Origin of the sequence: Nocardioides sp. (genome assembly GCF_036503465.1) — a bacterium.
Lineage (GTDB): Bacteria > Actinomycetota > Actinomycetes > Propionibacteriales > Nocardioidaceae > Nocardioides.
Genome location: NZ_DASXWU010000054.1, coordinates 18,608 through 31,241 on the forward strand (window position 1 = coordinate 18,608; position 12,634 = coordinate 31,241).

General features: G+C 68.7%; 15 protein-coding genes. 7 read left to right on the plus strand and 8 right to left on the minus strand.

Annotated features, from left to right (window positions below; all coding sequences use genetic code 11):
* Window positions 1–18: 18 nt before the first annotated feature.
* Window positions 19–1,032, minus strand: a complete 1,014-nt coding sequence (locus VGK78_RS09835; protein ID WP_331527444.1) for an RNA polymerase subunit sigma-70 — start codon at window positions 1,030–1,032, stop codon at window positions 19–21.
* Between the two features lie 252 nt (window positions 1,033–1,284).
* Here VGK78_RS09835 and VGK78_RS09840 point away from each other — a divergent pair, with 252 nt between their 5' ends.
* Both VGK78_RS09840 and VGK78_RS09845 read left to right on the plus strand, forming a co-directional pair.
* Window positions 1,285–2,685 carry an MFS transporter gene (locus VGK78_RS09840; RefSeq protein ID WP_331527445.1) on the plus strand — a complete coding sequence of 467 codons (1,401 nt, stop codon included), beginning with the start codon at window positions 1,285–1,287 and terminating at the stop codon, window positions 2,683–2,685.
* A gap of 229 nt (window positions 2,686–2,914) precedes the next feature.
* Window positions 2,915–3,385: a nuclear transport factor 2 family protein gene (locus VGK78_RS09845; protein WP_331527446.1), complete on the plus strand. Its 471-nt coding sequence runs from the start codon at window positions 2,915–2,917 to the stop codon at window positions 3,383–3,385.
* A 149-nt stretch (window positions 3,386–3,534) separates the two neighbouring features.
* Here VGK78_RS09845 and VGK78_RS09850 read toward each other — a convergent pair whose 3' ends face one another.
* A complete protein-coding gene (locus tag VGK78_RS09850) occupies window positions 3,535–3,894 on the minus strand; it encodes a hypothetical protein (protein WP_331527447.1) in 360 nt (119 codons plus the stop codon).
* A gap of 289 nt (window positions 3,895–4,183) precedes the next feature.
* Here VGK78_RS09850 and VGK78_RS09855 point away from each other — a divergent pair, with 289 nt between their 5' ends.
* Entirely contained in the window at window positions 4,184–4,576 is a 393-nt protein-coding gene (locus VGK78_RS09855; protein WP_331527448.1) for a DUF1801 domain-containing protein, read from the plus strand.
* Here the strand turns inward: VGK78_RS09855 and VGK78_RS20345 are convergent.
* On the minus strand, window positions 4,565–5,092 hold the full coding sequence (locus VGK78_RS20345; RefSeq protein ID WP_414690664.1) for a nuclear transport factor 2 family protein: 528 nt from the start codon (window positions 5,090–5,092) through the stop codon (window positions 4,565–4,567). The two genes, VGK78_RS09855 and VGK78_RS20345, sit on opposite strands and share 12 nt — an antisense overlap.
* 86 nt (window positions 5,093–5,178) lie before the next feature.
* Between VGK78_RS20345 and VGK78_RS09860 the strand changes: the two genes are divergently transcribed.
* The gene (locus tag VGK78_RS09860; protein WP_331527449.1) at window positions 5,179–5,487 is read left to right on the plus strand and encodes a hypothetical protein; all 309 of its coding nucleotides are present in this window, start codon (window positions 5,179–5,181) and stop codon (window positions 5,485–5,487) included.
* 325 nt (window positions 5,488–5,812) lie between these two features.
* Here the strand turns inward: VGK78_RS09860 and VGK78_RS09865 are convergent, their stop codons facing one another.
* The 3 genes from VGK78_RS09865 to VGK78_RS09875 all read right to left on the minus strand — a co-directional run bounded on the left by VGK78_RS09865 (window position 5,813) and on the right by VGK78_RS09875 (window position 7,832).
* The gene (locus VGK78_RS09865; RefSeq protein ID WP_331527450.1) at window positions 5,813–6,265 is read right to left on the minus strand and encodes a hypothetical protein; all 453 of its coding nucleotides are present in this window, start codon (window positions 6,263–6,265) and stop codon (window positions 5,813–5,815) included.
* 93 nt (window positions 6,266–6,358) lie between these two features.
* Complete coding sequence (locus VGK78_RS09870) at window positions 6,359–6,925, minus strand: GNAT family N-acetyltransferase (protein WP_331527451.1); 567 nt, start codon at window positions 6,923–6,925, stop codon at window positions 6,359–6,361.
* A 133-nt stretch (window positions 6,926–7,058) separates the two neighbouring features.
* The gene (locus VGK78_RS09875; RefSeq protein WP_331527452.1) at window positions 7,059–7,832 is read right to left on the minus strand and encodes a maleylpyruvate isomerase family mycothiol-dependent enzyme; all 774 of its coding nucleotides are present in this window, start codon (window positions 7,830–7,832) and stop codon (window positions 7,059–7,061) included.
* A 206-nt stretch (window positions 7,833–8,038) separates the two neighbouring features.
* On the opposite strand from VGK78_RS09875, the gene VGK78_RS09880 reads away from it, so the two are divergent.
* Window positions 8,039–9,031 (plus strand): methyltransferase, encoded by a 993-nt coding sequence (locus tag VGK78_RS09880; RefSeq protein ID WP_331527453.1) that lies wholly within the window; start codon window positions 8,039–8,041, stop codon window positions 9,029–9,031.
* Between the two features lie 65 nt (window positions 9,032–9,096).
* On the plus strand, window positions 9,097–10,002 hold the full coding sequence (locus VGK78_RS09885; RefSeq protein ID WP_331527454.1) for a haloalkane dehalogenase: 906 nt from the start codon (window positions 9,097–9,099) through the stop codon (window positions 10,000–10,002).
* Here VGK78_RS09885 and VGK78_RS09890 read toward each other — a convergent pair.
* Window positions 9,989–10,492: a DUF6197 family protein gene (locus VGK78_RS09890; protein ID WP_331527455.1), complete on the minus strand. Its 504-nt coding sequence runs from the start codon at window positions 10,490–10,492 to the stop codon at window positions 9,989–9,991. The two genes, VGK78_RS09885 and VGK78_RS09890, sit on opposite strands and share 14 nt — an antisense overlap.
* A 156-nt stretch (window positions 10,493–10,648) precedes the next feature.
* Between VGK78_RS09890 and VGK78_RS09895 the strand changes: the two genes are divergently transcribed.
* Window positions 10,649–11,362 carry a DedA family protein gene (locus tag VGK78_RS09895; protein WP_331527456.1) on the plus strand — a complete coding sequence of 238 codons (714 nt, stop codon included), beginning with the start codon at window positions 10,649–10,651 and terminating at the stop codon, window positions 11,360–11,362.
* 9 nt (window positions 11,363–11,371) lie between these two features.
* On the opposite strand, the gene VGK78_RS09900 is transcribed toward VGK78_RS09895, so the two are convergent.
* Window positions 11,372–12,559, minus strand: a complete 1,188-nt coding sequence (locus VGK78_RS09900; RefSeq protein WP_331527457.1) for an alpha/beta fold hydrolase — start codon at window positions 12,557–12,559, stop codon at window positions 11,372–11,374.
* Window positions 12,560–12,634: the final 75 nt, after the last annotated feature.

A 12,634-nucleotide genomic window follows, 5' to 3' on the forward strand; every position in this document is an offset into this window, starting at 1 on the left:
GAGTGTTGCCGACACTGGTTATCGGTTGGGGAGTGAGCGCGGTAGCCCGAACCACGGCAGCACGCTGGCCTCGAAGCGGGTGATGCCGCAGATCTGGCCGCCGGCAAGGGTGAGCACGTAGAAGGCAGTCGCGTGGCCGACTCCGGCCGGGCCGCGCAGATATGCCCCGAACGCGGGCTGGTCGTTGGCTCGGGCCGGCATCAGGTCGAACCTGCGGCCCGCGGCGAACTGGCGGTCGCAGTAGCGGGCCACCAGCTCTCGGCCCTCGTAACCGAAGGGCTCCGGAGGCATCGCGATGAAAACGTCGTCGGTCAGCAGGGCCACCAGCGCGTCGAGGTCGGCGGATTCCCACGCGCGGGCGAACATGGTCACGATCGCATCCTCGGCAGGCGAGCCGGCGGCGGGCGGCGGCTGGTGGCCGACGACCGGCTGCTTCTGGCGCTGCAGGCTGGCGCGGGCTCGCTTGAGAGCGCTGTTGACCGATTGGACGGTCACCTCCAGCATGTCGGCCACCTCGCTGGCGTGGAATCCGAGGACGTCGCGCAAGATGAGGACGGCCACCTGGCGCGGTGGGAGCAGCTGAAGGGCGGTCACGAAGGCCAGGGAGATGGCTTCGCTCTGCTCGTAGCGGGCCTCCGGCCCGGGAGGCACGTCGACGGCACCCTCGAGGAGGGAGTCGGGGAACGGCTGCAGCCAGACGGCCTCGGCGCGCGGCGTCGGCACGGGCGGTTCGAACTGCGACACGTCCCACTTCCTGACCGGGCGCCGGCTCGCAGCTCGGCGCGCGTTGAGGCACCGGTTGGTGGCGATCTTGTACAGCCAGGTGCGCAGCGACGCGCGTTCCTCGGTGAACCTGCCGATGCCTTGCCAGGCGGCCAGCATCGTCTCCTGGACGGCGTCCTCGGCGTCGGCGAAGGATCCGAGCATCCGGTAGCAGTGCACCTGCAGCTCCCGCTGGTGCCGCCCGGCCAGCTCGCGGAACGCCTCGCCATCCCCGGCCCGCGCCCGTGAGAGCAGATCGGCTGTCACCATCCTGCGCTCCTTCCTTCCACATCACATGGCGATTCCAGGCGGTATATACACCGCCCGGGGGTCGAACTGGGCGGCTGGCGGACGCCCAGTTTCCCGGCGCTGCGGTGTATGCATCACCGACCGCCGCGACGATCCGCCCACCGGATCGTGCCGCGGACGCTGGAAACGACCCTGGAGGTTGACGATGGAATCGTCCGCATTCACCGGGCGCGCGGCGTCCATCGTTCTCGATCGCCGCCACGACGGGCGCCGATGAACGTGCGACTCGCAGACATGCACGGGAAGCCAACCAGCCGCAGAACGCATCTGAGCAGGACGCTCGCCCAGGTCCTCGCCGGCTGGCGGACGGGCCTGTCGGGGCCCGTCATCGTTCTTCAGGCCGGGACCGCCGTGAACTACTTCGGGACTGGACTGGTCCTTCCCTTCGAGATCATCTACCTGCACCAGGCCCGCGGCTTCCCGACGGCGACTGCGGGACTGGTGCTGGCGGCGGTCATGGGTACGGCGGCGGTCCTGACGCCCTTCTCGGGTGCGCTGCTCGATCGTTTTCGTGCGAAGCCGATCCTGATCATCGGCAATCTCGCCAGCGCACTCGGCTACGCGGGCTTCGCATTCGTCGGCCGTCCCTGGCAAGCCTTCGTCTGCGCGGCCGTCGGCGGCGCCGGGTTCGGAGTCGCGAACACCGCGAACCAAGTTCTGAGCCTGACCCTGGTCTCCGCGGAGCAGCGCGCCTCCTCGATAGCGCTCCGCCGAGTCGCGGGCAACTTCGGTCTCGGCAGCGGCGCCACGGTTGCGGGCTTCATCGTCGCTTCCGCCAATGATCTCCGAACGTTCCAGGCGCTCTACCTCTTCGACGGCGCCACGTTCGCTGTCTTCGCGCTGGTTGTGATCGTGGGGATTCCGAATCCTCGCCTTGCGAAGGGTGCGTCGGCGAGCGATGGAGGAACAGGCTTCCGAGCAGTTGCTCGCGATCGGCTCTTCCTCATCTTGATCGCCGCCAACATCGTGCTCGTGATGACCGGCGGCGCGCTCTTTTCCAACATCCTCGCGCCGTTTGCGAAGGCGTACACGCCTGTCGGACGGGGCGAGATCGGCGTCGTCATCTTCATCAACACGTTCTTCATCGTCGTCGCGCAAATACCAGCGACACGAGTCGTCAAGCGGATGGGACGCACACACGCTCTTGCCGCGACCAGCACGCTGTTCGCCACCGGCCTGCTTGCGGTCCTGCTCGCAACACTCACGAGCTCGACGCTCACCGCTACCACCGTCTTGGCCGGGGTCGCGATCGTGATCGCGGTCGGTGAGTGCGCGCAGTTCATCGTGCTCGGTCCACTCATCGCCGAGCTCGCACCGCCGCATCTGCTCGGCCGCTACATGTCGCTCTACGGCCTCACCTTCACGGCCGGCGTGGCCCTCGGTCCCGCGGTCGGCGGCGCGCTGCTCGCAACCTCACCAGACGCCGTCTGGTGGGGCGGGGCCTTGGCGGCAGCACTGATCGGAGCCGGCTTGCTGCGACTCGGCGACCGGATACCCGACCCGCTCGTGCAGGCGCCATGGCCTCCGCCGCGAGTCGTCCGAGGGGCCGACTTGGACTCCGCCCGCCGTAGCCAGACATCCGGCACCGAGATGGAACGTCGCACGCGTACGTGATCGTCGCCGTGCTCGCTGACACCCGGGGTCGGAGTGACTCAAGCCCGACAGCGGCGTCCGTAGGGGCCTCTTGGTGCTGAAGCCTCCTCAGTGCGCGCGCCCACCGCGAGCTGCGTTCCGCCGGGTTCCGGCGCACTCCGAATCCGCGCCCGCCCCGGATCCGGACGGCGTCCACCCTTACGGGCCGCTCGCTTGTAGCGTTCTGAGGAGTCGATCCACGAGGTGCCCGATGAACGAACGTCCACCCTTTCCGCCGTTCACGGCCGAGACCGCCGCGCAGAAGGCCCGTGCAGCCGAGGATGCCTGGAACACATGCGATCCGGAGCGGGTCTCGATGGCCTACACCTATGACAGCCATTGGCGTAATCGGGACACGTTCCTGGAAGGCCGGGACGACATCGTGGCGTTCCTTCGTCAGAAGTGGGCTCGCGAGCTCGAGTACCGGTTGATCAAGGAGGTCTGGACCTACGGCGACAACCGGATCGCCGTGCGCTTCGTGTACGAGTCGCATGATGCCGACGGTCAGTGGTTCCGCTCGTACGGCAACGAGAACTGGGAGTTCGACCAGCATGGTCTGATGCGCCAGCGGCACGCCAGTATCAACGACCTCCCGATCGACGGCGCAGACCGGCTCTTCCATTGGGACCGATCAGGACCTCGACCCTCAGATCACCCGTCTCTGGCCGAGCTGGGTCTCTGAACAGGCACTCGTCGGCAGTCCAACGAGCGACGTCCAACCGTCCCGCGCGCAGTCGGTCACGTCCGACCGGGGCTGGGCTGACGGTCACGTCCCGATGGTGCCGGGTATCCCCGGGAGTGCTCATCTGTTGCCCAGAAACCGGCAGCCGGTCAGGCGCTCGTCCGGACGCGGCGTCGTGACACGAAGACCGCGATGACCGTGGCCAACGTCGCCAGCGCGATCACTGCGTAGATGGTGTCGCCGACCCGGTCGAATGCGGTGGGCTTCGGCCACCCCGGGTATGACACCAGCTCGAACAGACACAGCGCCCCAGCCAGGCTGCCGCCGGCCGTCACACGGCCACTGCGCAGCAGCCACCACGCGGCCAGGAACAAGCCGCCGAAGGCGACCGCGAACTCTGGCTGGGCGTCGGCATAGTTCTCCACCGCAATGATGACCGAACTGGCGAACTCTCCGATGGCCATCACCAGGGTCAAGATGATCAATCGAGGTACCAGACGGTTCGACATGGCAAGCCTCCAAGAAGAGAGAATCCGCTGCCAGACACCGTCGCCGCACGCGCGGCCAGTCGCCAGAGGCGACTTCCCGAACAGACCGGGAAGATGCCCCGGACCACCACGACAACTCGTCGCTCCTTCCCTGCCCACGCCCCAATGGCGGTGGACCGGCTCGGACACTCGGGTGATCCCGGCGCAAAACGCGCCTGCGTGCCGCGTCGGGGTGCGTCACATCGCCGGGAGGCGGAACGGAGAGAACAGTGCCGAGGCGGAGAGCCGGTGCGCCGATAGAGTCCGCCACGTGACCCGAGCTCACTCCGGGGTGGACAGCTACATCGACCGACTGCCTCCATGGCAGCAAGACATCTGCCGCGAACTCCGCGAGATCATCTGGGCGGCCGACCCTGAGATCGAGGAGACGATCAAGCGGACCGTTCAGCCGTACTTCGTCCTCCACGGCAACGTGTGCGCGCTGCTGGCCGCGAAGGATCACGTCAACTTGTTCCTCTACGACCCGACCGCTCCCGATCCCCAGCGGATCATCAACCAGGGCCACAACAACGCGACCGGACGCGCCATCCAGATCTACGACGGAGACCTGATCAACCGACCAGCCTTGACGGAGCTGATCAGGGCCATCGTCGCGAACAACCGGGCTGGCGGTTGGCGCAAGCTGCGCGGGTCATCCCGCTGACCGACCGGCCCGACGGCGGGTCGCTTGGGACCAGACGACCTGCCACCCGTCCGGGCGGAGCTGCCACACGTCGGTGTGCCAGAACTCTCCCTCGTCCGAACTCTCACCGAAGTGAGCCTCGATGTGCGCGCGATACCGCAGTGCGACCATGTCCCGACCGACCAGAACGGCGAGCTCGGAGGCTGGCTCGAACGTCGCGTAACGGAAGTCCCCGGAGGCGATCGCTCCCAGATACTCGCTCTTGGAGATGGCTCCGCCACCTGGGGGGACGAGCTGATAGTCGTCGGCATGCATTCGCTCCGCCGTCGAGATGTCTGCGTCGACCAGCGCTCGCAGCCGATCCCGCTCGAGCGGGGGGACCAGGTCAGGACTCGGCTTCGCTCCCACCGGCTCGACGCTAGTCACGCTCGCAGAGGCTGACAACGCTCTGTCAGGCCCTCGTCGTGTCGCCCCTGCGGCGCGCACGTAGGTGGTGAAGTGGCCCGGGAACGCGGCCGATCCTCCCAAACGTGCCACGTACTACGACATATCGACCTAACGTGGGGCCGTCGAGTCTCGGAGCTGCCATCAAGGAGGCCGCTCGACGACCTGGAGGACACAACATGAATCTCACCGTCAAGACGGCTGCCGTGGCGGCTGGCGCACTTCTGGCTCTCGGCCTTGCGTCGCCGGCGAACGCGGCCCCGGGTGACCATGGCAACGGCGTGGGTGGCTGCGTCGACCAGCTCTACGGCAACGCGACCAATGCCCGCCCGGGCGGTCACGGCGTCCTGCCGTCTCAGTCACCCGGCCCCTGGGTGAACAACCCGACAGATCCCGACAACCCGACCTGGGGATCGAGCCTGGGCGCGCTGATCCAGACGTACGGCGGCAATGCCGGCCAGTTCCACGCAGGTTGTCCTTTCATCTGATCAACCCTCGCTCAACGACAGCACGTCCTCGGGTTCTCGGGCCCGGACACACGCCCGGGGGTGCGCTGTCGGCGTCACCTCGTGCCCGTCGGCGTCGCTCAGCCGATCAGGCTGCCGGCTGGAACCTGTCGGATTACCCGCAGGCGGTAACCCGCGGGTTCGAGGGGATCACAACCCGCACGAGGCCGACGACACGCTCGCGGAGCTGTGCCACAGCCGGTGCGTCGTCCTCCCGCCACGCCAGGTCCCTGCATGACCCCGGACGGGTTCTCCAGCATCACCGCGCGGTCTGCTGGAACCGCTGCCGCCCGACGAGACCAGATCGCTAGACGTCGACCCCCTGTACCCGCCGATAGGTGATCTCCAGGTCGAGCTCCCAGGTGTGCCCGTCGTCCTCCGAGCGCTCGGCGCGGCCGGTGATCACACCGTCGTCCTCGAAGCTGCCGATGAACCGCTGGGCGAACGACGCGTCGTCATTCCAGTAGCGCCAGCCCGCTTCGGTGAGGGACACCGCGAAGATGCGGTGCTTGCCGCGGGGGTCGAAGTAGTGCATCGCCGGAGCACCATCGACGATCCCGGTCACGGTGACGGCGTCGGGGATCTCCGGGTGCTCGTAGTGGCCACGCATCACCAGGAAATGCTGATCCGGCAGCCATTCGAAGACGGCGGTGCCGCGGATCTCCTCTCCGGGAAGCAGCGGGTGGCCGGCCTCGATCGACCAGGTGCCGACGAGCTGTGGCCAGGCCGTGAACTCAGAGTGCTCGGTCTGGAGCTCCATCCCGCCATCATGCACGACCTTGACGGCGCGGCCGATCGTGATCGCGGGGTCGTGGAAGTGGGCGGATGCGGAGTACGACGCGAGCTGTTTGCCTCAGCCTGTCCACTCGAGCGGTAGCGCGGCGAACCACATCACGTCACAGCGTTCGCCCTGCCAGATGCTGTGGGCGCGCATGGTTCCCTCGTACACGAAACCCGCTCGGTGGGCTACCGCGAGAGATTCCTCGTTCTCCGCGACGATGGTGAGGAAGACACGAGCTGCCCCGAGCTCGAAGAGCCACCGTGTCAGGAGGATCACCGCCCGCGTGGCGTACCCGCGGCCTCTCGCCTCTGCTGCGATCCAGTATCCGAACTGGGCGACGTCCTCCTTGGTCCAATCGTCAACCCCGCAACAGCCCACCAACTGGCCGGTCTCCGCGTCTGCGATCGCGAACGCGACGCCGGCCGGAGTCCCGGATGCGGCCAACGCGCGCCAGCTCAGCACGAACTGATCGACGGCGGCTTCGGCCTCAGGGACTGAAAGCGGCGGAGCCGGGCGTCCCTGCCGGTCGTGAGCCCCGTTGTAGCGCCGGATCGCTGGGTCCGCGCTTGCTTCCGCCATGAACCGCGCATCGTCTTTCGACCACGGACGCAGGGTGACCCTGCCGTCGGAGAGCGTCATGGCGGGGCCCTTGTCACCAGCCTCACTCACGCGGACGATCCTCGCAGGCCGCGATCGCCGGCTCCACGGTCTTCCGCGCCAGGACCCGCCGACGCGGAGGCAGCGCGACCCACGAGCGTCGCGATGAGCCCTTTCAGAACAAGATCTTCACGTTCAAGAGGCCATCTCCTTGGACCCGGCCGGACAAGGTCCGGCAGAAGACCATCGCGTCGAGATCGATGACGGTGCCGTCGGAGCCCCACCGGTAACGGCCACCGGCGGGGCCTGTGAGGACCAGCTCGACCGGCCGGCCGTGCCGTTGAACCCAGTCGACGACGACGTCCTGGACGAGGCGGCCGTTCACGGCTGACGTGAACGGCAGATCCCGACCGACCGCCTCCGCTATGTCCATCGTGTGCATCCACACGTCACGTGTGTAGACCACGTCGAGCAGGCGACCGAGATTGACCGTGCGTGGCATCCCGGCCGCAGCGGACCCACCGGAAGAGATCGGGATGCTCACCCGGCCGACCCACGCGGACAGCCGCAGGCGTCCGCGAATCGCGTCGGGGACGAGCGCGCGCAGGACATCGGCGCGCCGCGAGGCGGGGAGATGGGCATGTTCTCTCACGTGGAGGGCATTGACGGCGTCCAACGGGTTGCCCCCGAACTCGTGCCGGTGGCGAAGACCCCAGAGTTGCTGGCGGGTGTACTCACGCAGCGTTGCGTTGCCGCGGGCGGCGCCGATCAGATGGCCGACCATGTCGGAGACCGACCAGCCCGGGCATGCCGTCGGCGCGGTCCAGTCCCGGTCGTCCAGCGTCCGCAGCAAGTCGTCGAGCTGACGGTATGCGGCCTCGGCAACGTGTTCAGCATCTGTATGGCGAGTCACTCGTCGGATCAGTTCCAGATCCTGGCTCTCGATCACCAGACCCCTCCATCTGACGAATCGTGGTGTCAGGCCGAGCCTGGCACAAGGCGGGACGGCGTTGCGGCTATCACCCCGCGTGAAGCGGCAGTTCACTCCCAGTAGGCGACAGTCGCCGGACGCGTTCGGTGAAGACTCGCTGAGTCGAGCTCGGGGTGAGCCCGTACGCAGTTGACGTGGTGCGTGCCCGTTGTCACGCTCGCGTGGTGGCGACGCTCGCGGAGCTGGTGAACGGCTACCGGGTCACGCAGGCGCTCTACGCCGCGACCGCTCTCGGGATCCCGGACCTTCTTGCCGATGCGTCGCGAACGCCGGAGGATCTCGCGACCGCCGCGCACGCCGACGCGGACGCGCTGCGGAGATTGCTCCGCGCACTGGCGGCGGTGGGTGTCGTGGCGGAGGTCGTGGGCGATCGCTTCTCGCTCACGCCGCTCGGCGAGCCCCTTCGAACCGAGGCGCCGGACTCGATCGCGGGCCTGCTCGCCTTTCTCGGCCGACCACACCACTGGGAAACCTGGGGGCACCTCCTCGACAGCGTCGAGAGCGGCGAGAACGCCTTCAAACGGCTCCACGGGGTCGATGTCTGGACCTATCGGGCCGAGCGCGCGAAGGAGGCTGCCATCTTCGACGCCGCGATGGTCGCCCAGACGCGCCGCACGAACGCGGCGGTCCTCGAGGCGTACGACTTCGACGGCTTCAGGACGCTCGTCGACGTCGGCGGTGGGCTCGGGACGTTCCTGGCTGCAATCCTCCAGTCGCATCCCCTGCTCAACGGCGTGGTGTTCGACCAGCCCCACGTGCTCGACGGCGCGGACGACCTTCTGCGGAAGGCCGGCGTCGCGGACCGCTGCCAGATCGTCGGCGGCAGCTTTTTCGACGCGGTGCCCACCGGTGGGGATGGTTACCTCCTCAAGTCGATCCTGCACGACTGGCTCGACGACGATGCCGCGGACATCCTTCGTACGTGCAGGCGGGCGATGGGCGCCGACGCGACTCTTCTCGTTGTCGAGCGCGTCCTCGGACCACCGAATGAAGGTCTCGAAACGAAGCTCTCGGACCTGAACATGCTCGTCATGGCCGGTGGACGGGAGCGATCACGCGAGGAGTTCGCAGCCCTGTTCGAGGCGGGAGGCTTCACGCTCCAGGGGGAGACGCCGACCGCGAGCGGGTTCAGCGTGCTCGCCGCCGCTCCGGCCTGAGCGACCGCACGACCTGCCGACCGTCCGTGCGGAACGCTCGCAGGCGCGCCTGTCAGACTGCCGGAATGCAGGTCTACCGGACCCCGGACGCGGCCTTCGAGCTGGTTCCCGACTTCGGCTGGCAACCGGCGTACGCCGAGGTCGCCGACCCCGACGGCGGCACTCTGCGCATGGCGTACGTCGACGCCGGGCCGGCCGACGGGCCGGTGGCGCTGCTGCTGCACGGTGAGCCTTCCTGGTCCTTCCTGTACCGGCACGTGATCCGGGTGCTCAGCGAGGGCGGGGTCAGGTGCGTGGCACCGGACATGGTCGGCTTCGGCCGCTCCGACAAACCCCTCGACCAGAGGGACTACTCCTACGCCCGGCTCGTGGAGTGGACCCGCGAGCTGGTGTTCGACCACCTCGACCTGCGCCAGGTCACGCTGGTGGGCCAGGACTGGGGCGGACTGATCGGGCTCCGCCTGGTCGCCGAGCACCCCGAGCGCTTCGCGCGGGTGGTGGCTGCCAACACCGGGCTGCCGACCGGTGACGTCGACATGCCCGAGATCTGGTGGCTGTTCCGCCGCGCGGTCGAGTCTGCTGAGGAGCTTGACGTCGGGCGCCTGGTCGCCGCCGGCTGCGTGCGCCCGATGGCAGACGACGTCCGCGCCGCGTACGACGCGCCCTTCCCGGAGGAGCGCGCCAAGGCCGGTGTTCGCGCCATGCCGGGTCTGGTGCCGACCCGACCCGACGATCCAGCCAGTGCGGCGAACCGTGCCGCGTGGGCGACCCTCTCGGCCGGCGAGCTGCCGTTCCTGGTCGCGTTCAGCGACGGCGACCCGATCACCGGCGCGATGGCACCGGTCCTGCGCGAGCTCATCCCCGGCGCTCGCGGGCTCGGTCACCCGACCATCGAGAACGCCGGCCACTTTCTCCAGGAGGACGCCGGCGAGGAGCTCGGACGACTGGTCGCGGACTTCATGCGGGCATGACCGTGCCGTGCCGTGCGGCCAGATCCCTGGCGGAGCTGAGCAGGTCGGTGACCTCGGTCCGAGTGCGCCCGGGGGCGTCGTTCCAGCGGGTGAGGTCGCGCAGACGCATCGTGCGGACCGGTGGCGAGGGGCACAGGACGGCGGGTGGCTCCGCGTCGTCGCGGAGGGCGTGCCAGGTGAGGTCCAAGCTGCGCTGGACCAGCTGCGTCGTGGCTTGATCCGGACCGCCGGCGGCCAGGACGATGGAGCCGGCCAGACAGGCGCCCGTGACCGGGTACACGTAGACGTGCTTCACCTGGTGGGCGGTGAGCAGTCGCTCGCCCTGGGGCGTGGCCACGGCGAACCACGCGTTCTGGACCCAGCCGCTGCGGACCACCGCGGCGGCCTCCGCGAGCAGGTCGGCGATCGCATGGAGCTCGGCCAGCCGTGCGGCGACGGCGTCGCACCGGGCCAGGCGCAGGCGTTCGCGGCGGGAGGGCGGGGCAGGCACGCTGATGGAGCGAGGCGGCACACTCAACAAGGAGCCCATGACCCAATCTCCGACCTTCGACAACCGTGTGTCTCCACTGTCACCCCGGACCCGGGTCGAGGCAACTGGAACGTCGTACGGATTTACGGTTTCCAGCTGGGTGGGACACTCGATCCGATGACCCTCGCCACGGACGGCCCGGAGCCGCAGACGCGACGACGGGTGTCCAGGCCGTGGGGTGGAGGCGCCGGACGGGTGGACACCACGATCGGGCTGCTGATCGGTCTGTACGCCGTGTACTCGCTCGCGCTGTGGCCGCTCGTCCCGGCCCTGCTCGGGTCGCATCCGTTGCTGCTGGAGATCATCAGCGGGTCGACCCTGGCCGAGGTGACGGTCGGGGCGCACAGCCGGCTGGGGGAGCTGCCGTTGTGGTTCGCGGTGGTGGCCGGTGTGCCCGGGTCGATGATGTTCGACTGGGTCTTCTGGTGGGCGGGTCGGCAGTGGGGTGACCGGGCACTGCACCTGGTCCTGGGTCGCGACCCGTCGCCGCGCGGGGTGGCGAGACGTGAAGCGCGTGCCGCCCGGCTCGAGCGGATGGCCGGCCGCTTCGGCCCGGTGGCCGTCGTGCTGGCCTACTACCTGCCGCTGCCGTCCCTGCTGATCTACGTGGCGGCCGGCCTGTCGGGGATGCGTCTGCGCACCTTCCTGGCCCTGGACGTCGTCGGCACGCTGCTGTGGGTCGGCCCGGTCGTCGGCCTCGGGTACGTCGTCGGCAAGCCCGCCGTCGACGTGGTCCACCGGATCGACCACTACTCGACGATCCTGACCATCGTGGTGGTCGTGGTGGTGATCGGCATCCAGGTTCGGAGAGGACGTCGCTCCGTCACCTGATGCGGTCCTTCAGACTCGGCCCGCGCGCATGTCCATCAGCCGGCCCAGCACCGCCGCCGCGTCGACGCGCAGACCGTCGTGCTCGTGCTCGTTGGTGACCCACGCGCGCACGTTCCCGACGCGACGGGCGGTGTCGAGCTGAAGCCCGGCGTCGACATACATGTCGTCGTGGTAGACGGCCGCGAGCACCGGTACCTCGTTTCTCGCGAGCCGATCCAGGTCGTACAGCGACCCCCAGTCGTCGTACGCCGCCAACTCCGCCGCCGCGCCCTTGAACGGCTCGAGCGCGCGGATCTCCTCGAACATCCAGCTGTAGAACATCTCACCGGTGAACAGCAGTGGGTCGTGCTGCTCGGCGAACTCCGGGTACTGCTCCATCGCCCGCTCCGCGGCCCAGGCGCTCGCTCCCGATTCCGGCTGTCCGTAGCAGTACTCCTGGAGAGCGAACAGCGGCCCCTCGACGAACGCGGTCAGGTCCTGCACGGTGTAGAGGAAGACGTCCGACAACGAGTCGCCGTGCCACGCCTCCTCCATCAACCAGTGCAGACGCTCGTACCCGTCGCTCATGCCGAACGCGTTGCCGAGCAGCCGGAACCGACGGGTGGTCAGCCGGTCGCCGTCGGGCAGCAGAACCTCGTGCGTGTCCAGGTGGTCGGCGATCCGCCGTACCAGCACGGCGTCGTCCGGGTAGCGGGCGTAGAACGCTGCGTTCTTCGTGGCCACCCGCGGGTAGGTGCGCGCGTACACGTCGTCGGCCGTGGCGGTCAGCCCGGGGAGGCCGCCGGTGACGTAACAGGCATCCAGCCCTTCGGGCGCCAACGACAGATAGACCATCGTGACGAACCCGCCGTAGCTCTGCCCCAGCGTCTCCCAGGTCCGGCCACCGGCGACCCGGTCGCGCAGCACCTCGGCGTCCCTGACGATGCTGTCGGCCCGGAACAGGCGGAGGTACGACGCGATCTCGGCGTCGGAGAGGCCCGCGACGGTCCGGCGGGTCAGCGGCGTGCTCCGGCCCGTGCCTCGCTGATCGAGCAGCAGCACCCGATGCGTGCGCGTCGCTTGCTCCAGCCATCCGGCGCCGGTCGCGCCGGGCCGCGGGGACTTCCCACCCGGCCCGCCCTGCAGGAACAGCAACCACGGCAGATCATCATTCTCGCGACCGGCCGCGACCACGTCGCGGGCGAACAGGTCAATCATGCGCCCGTCGTCCGGAGCGGCGTGATCCAACGGGACTTCCACGAGGTGGTCGGTGATCACCAGACCAGGAATCCG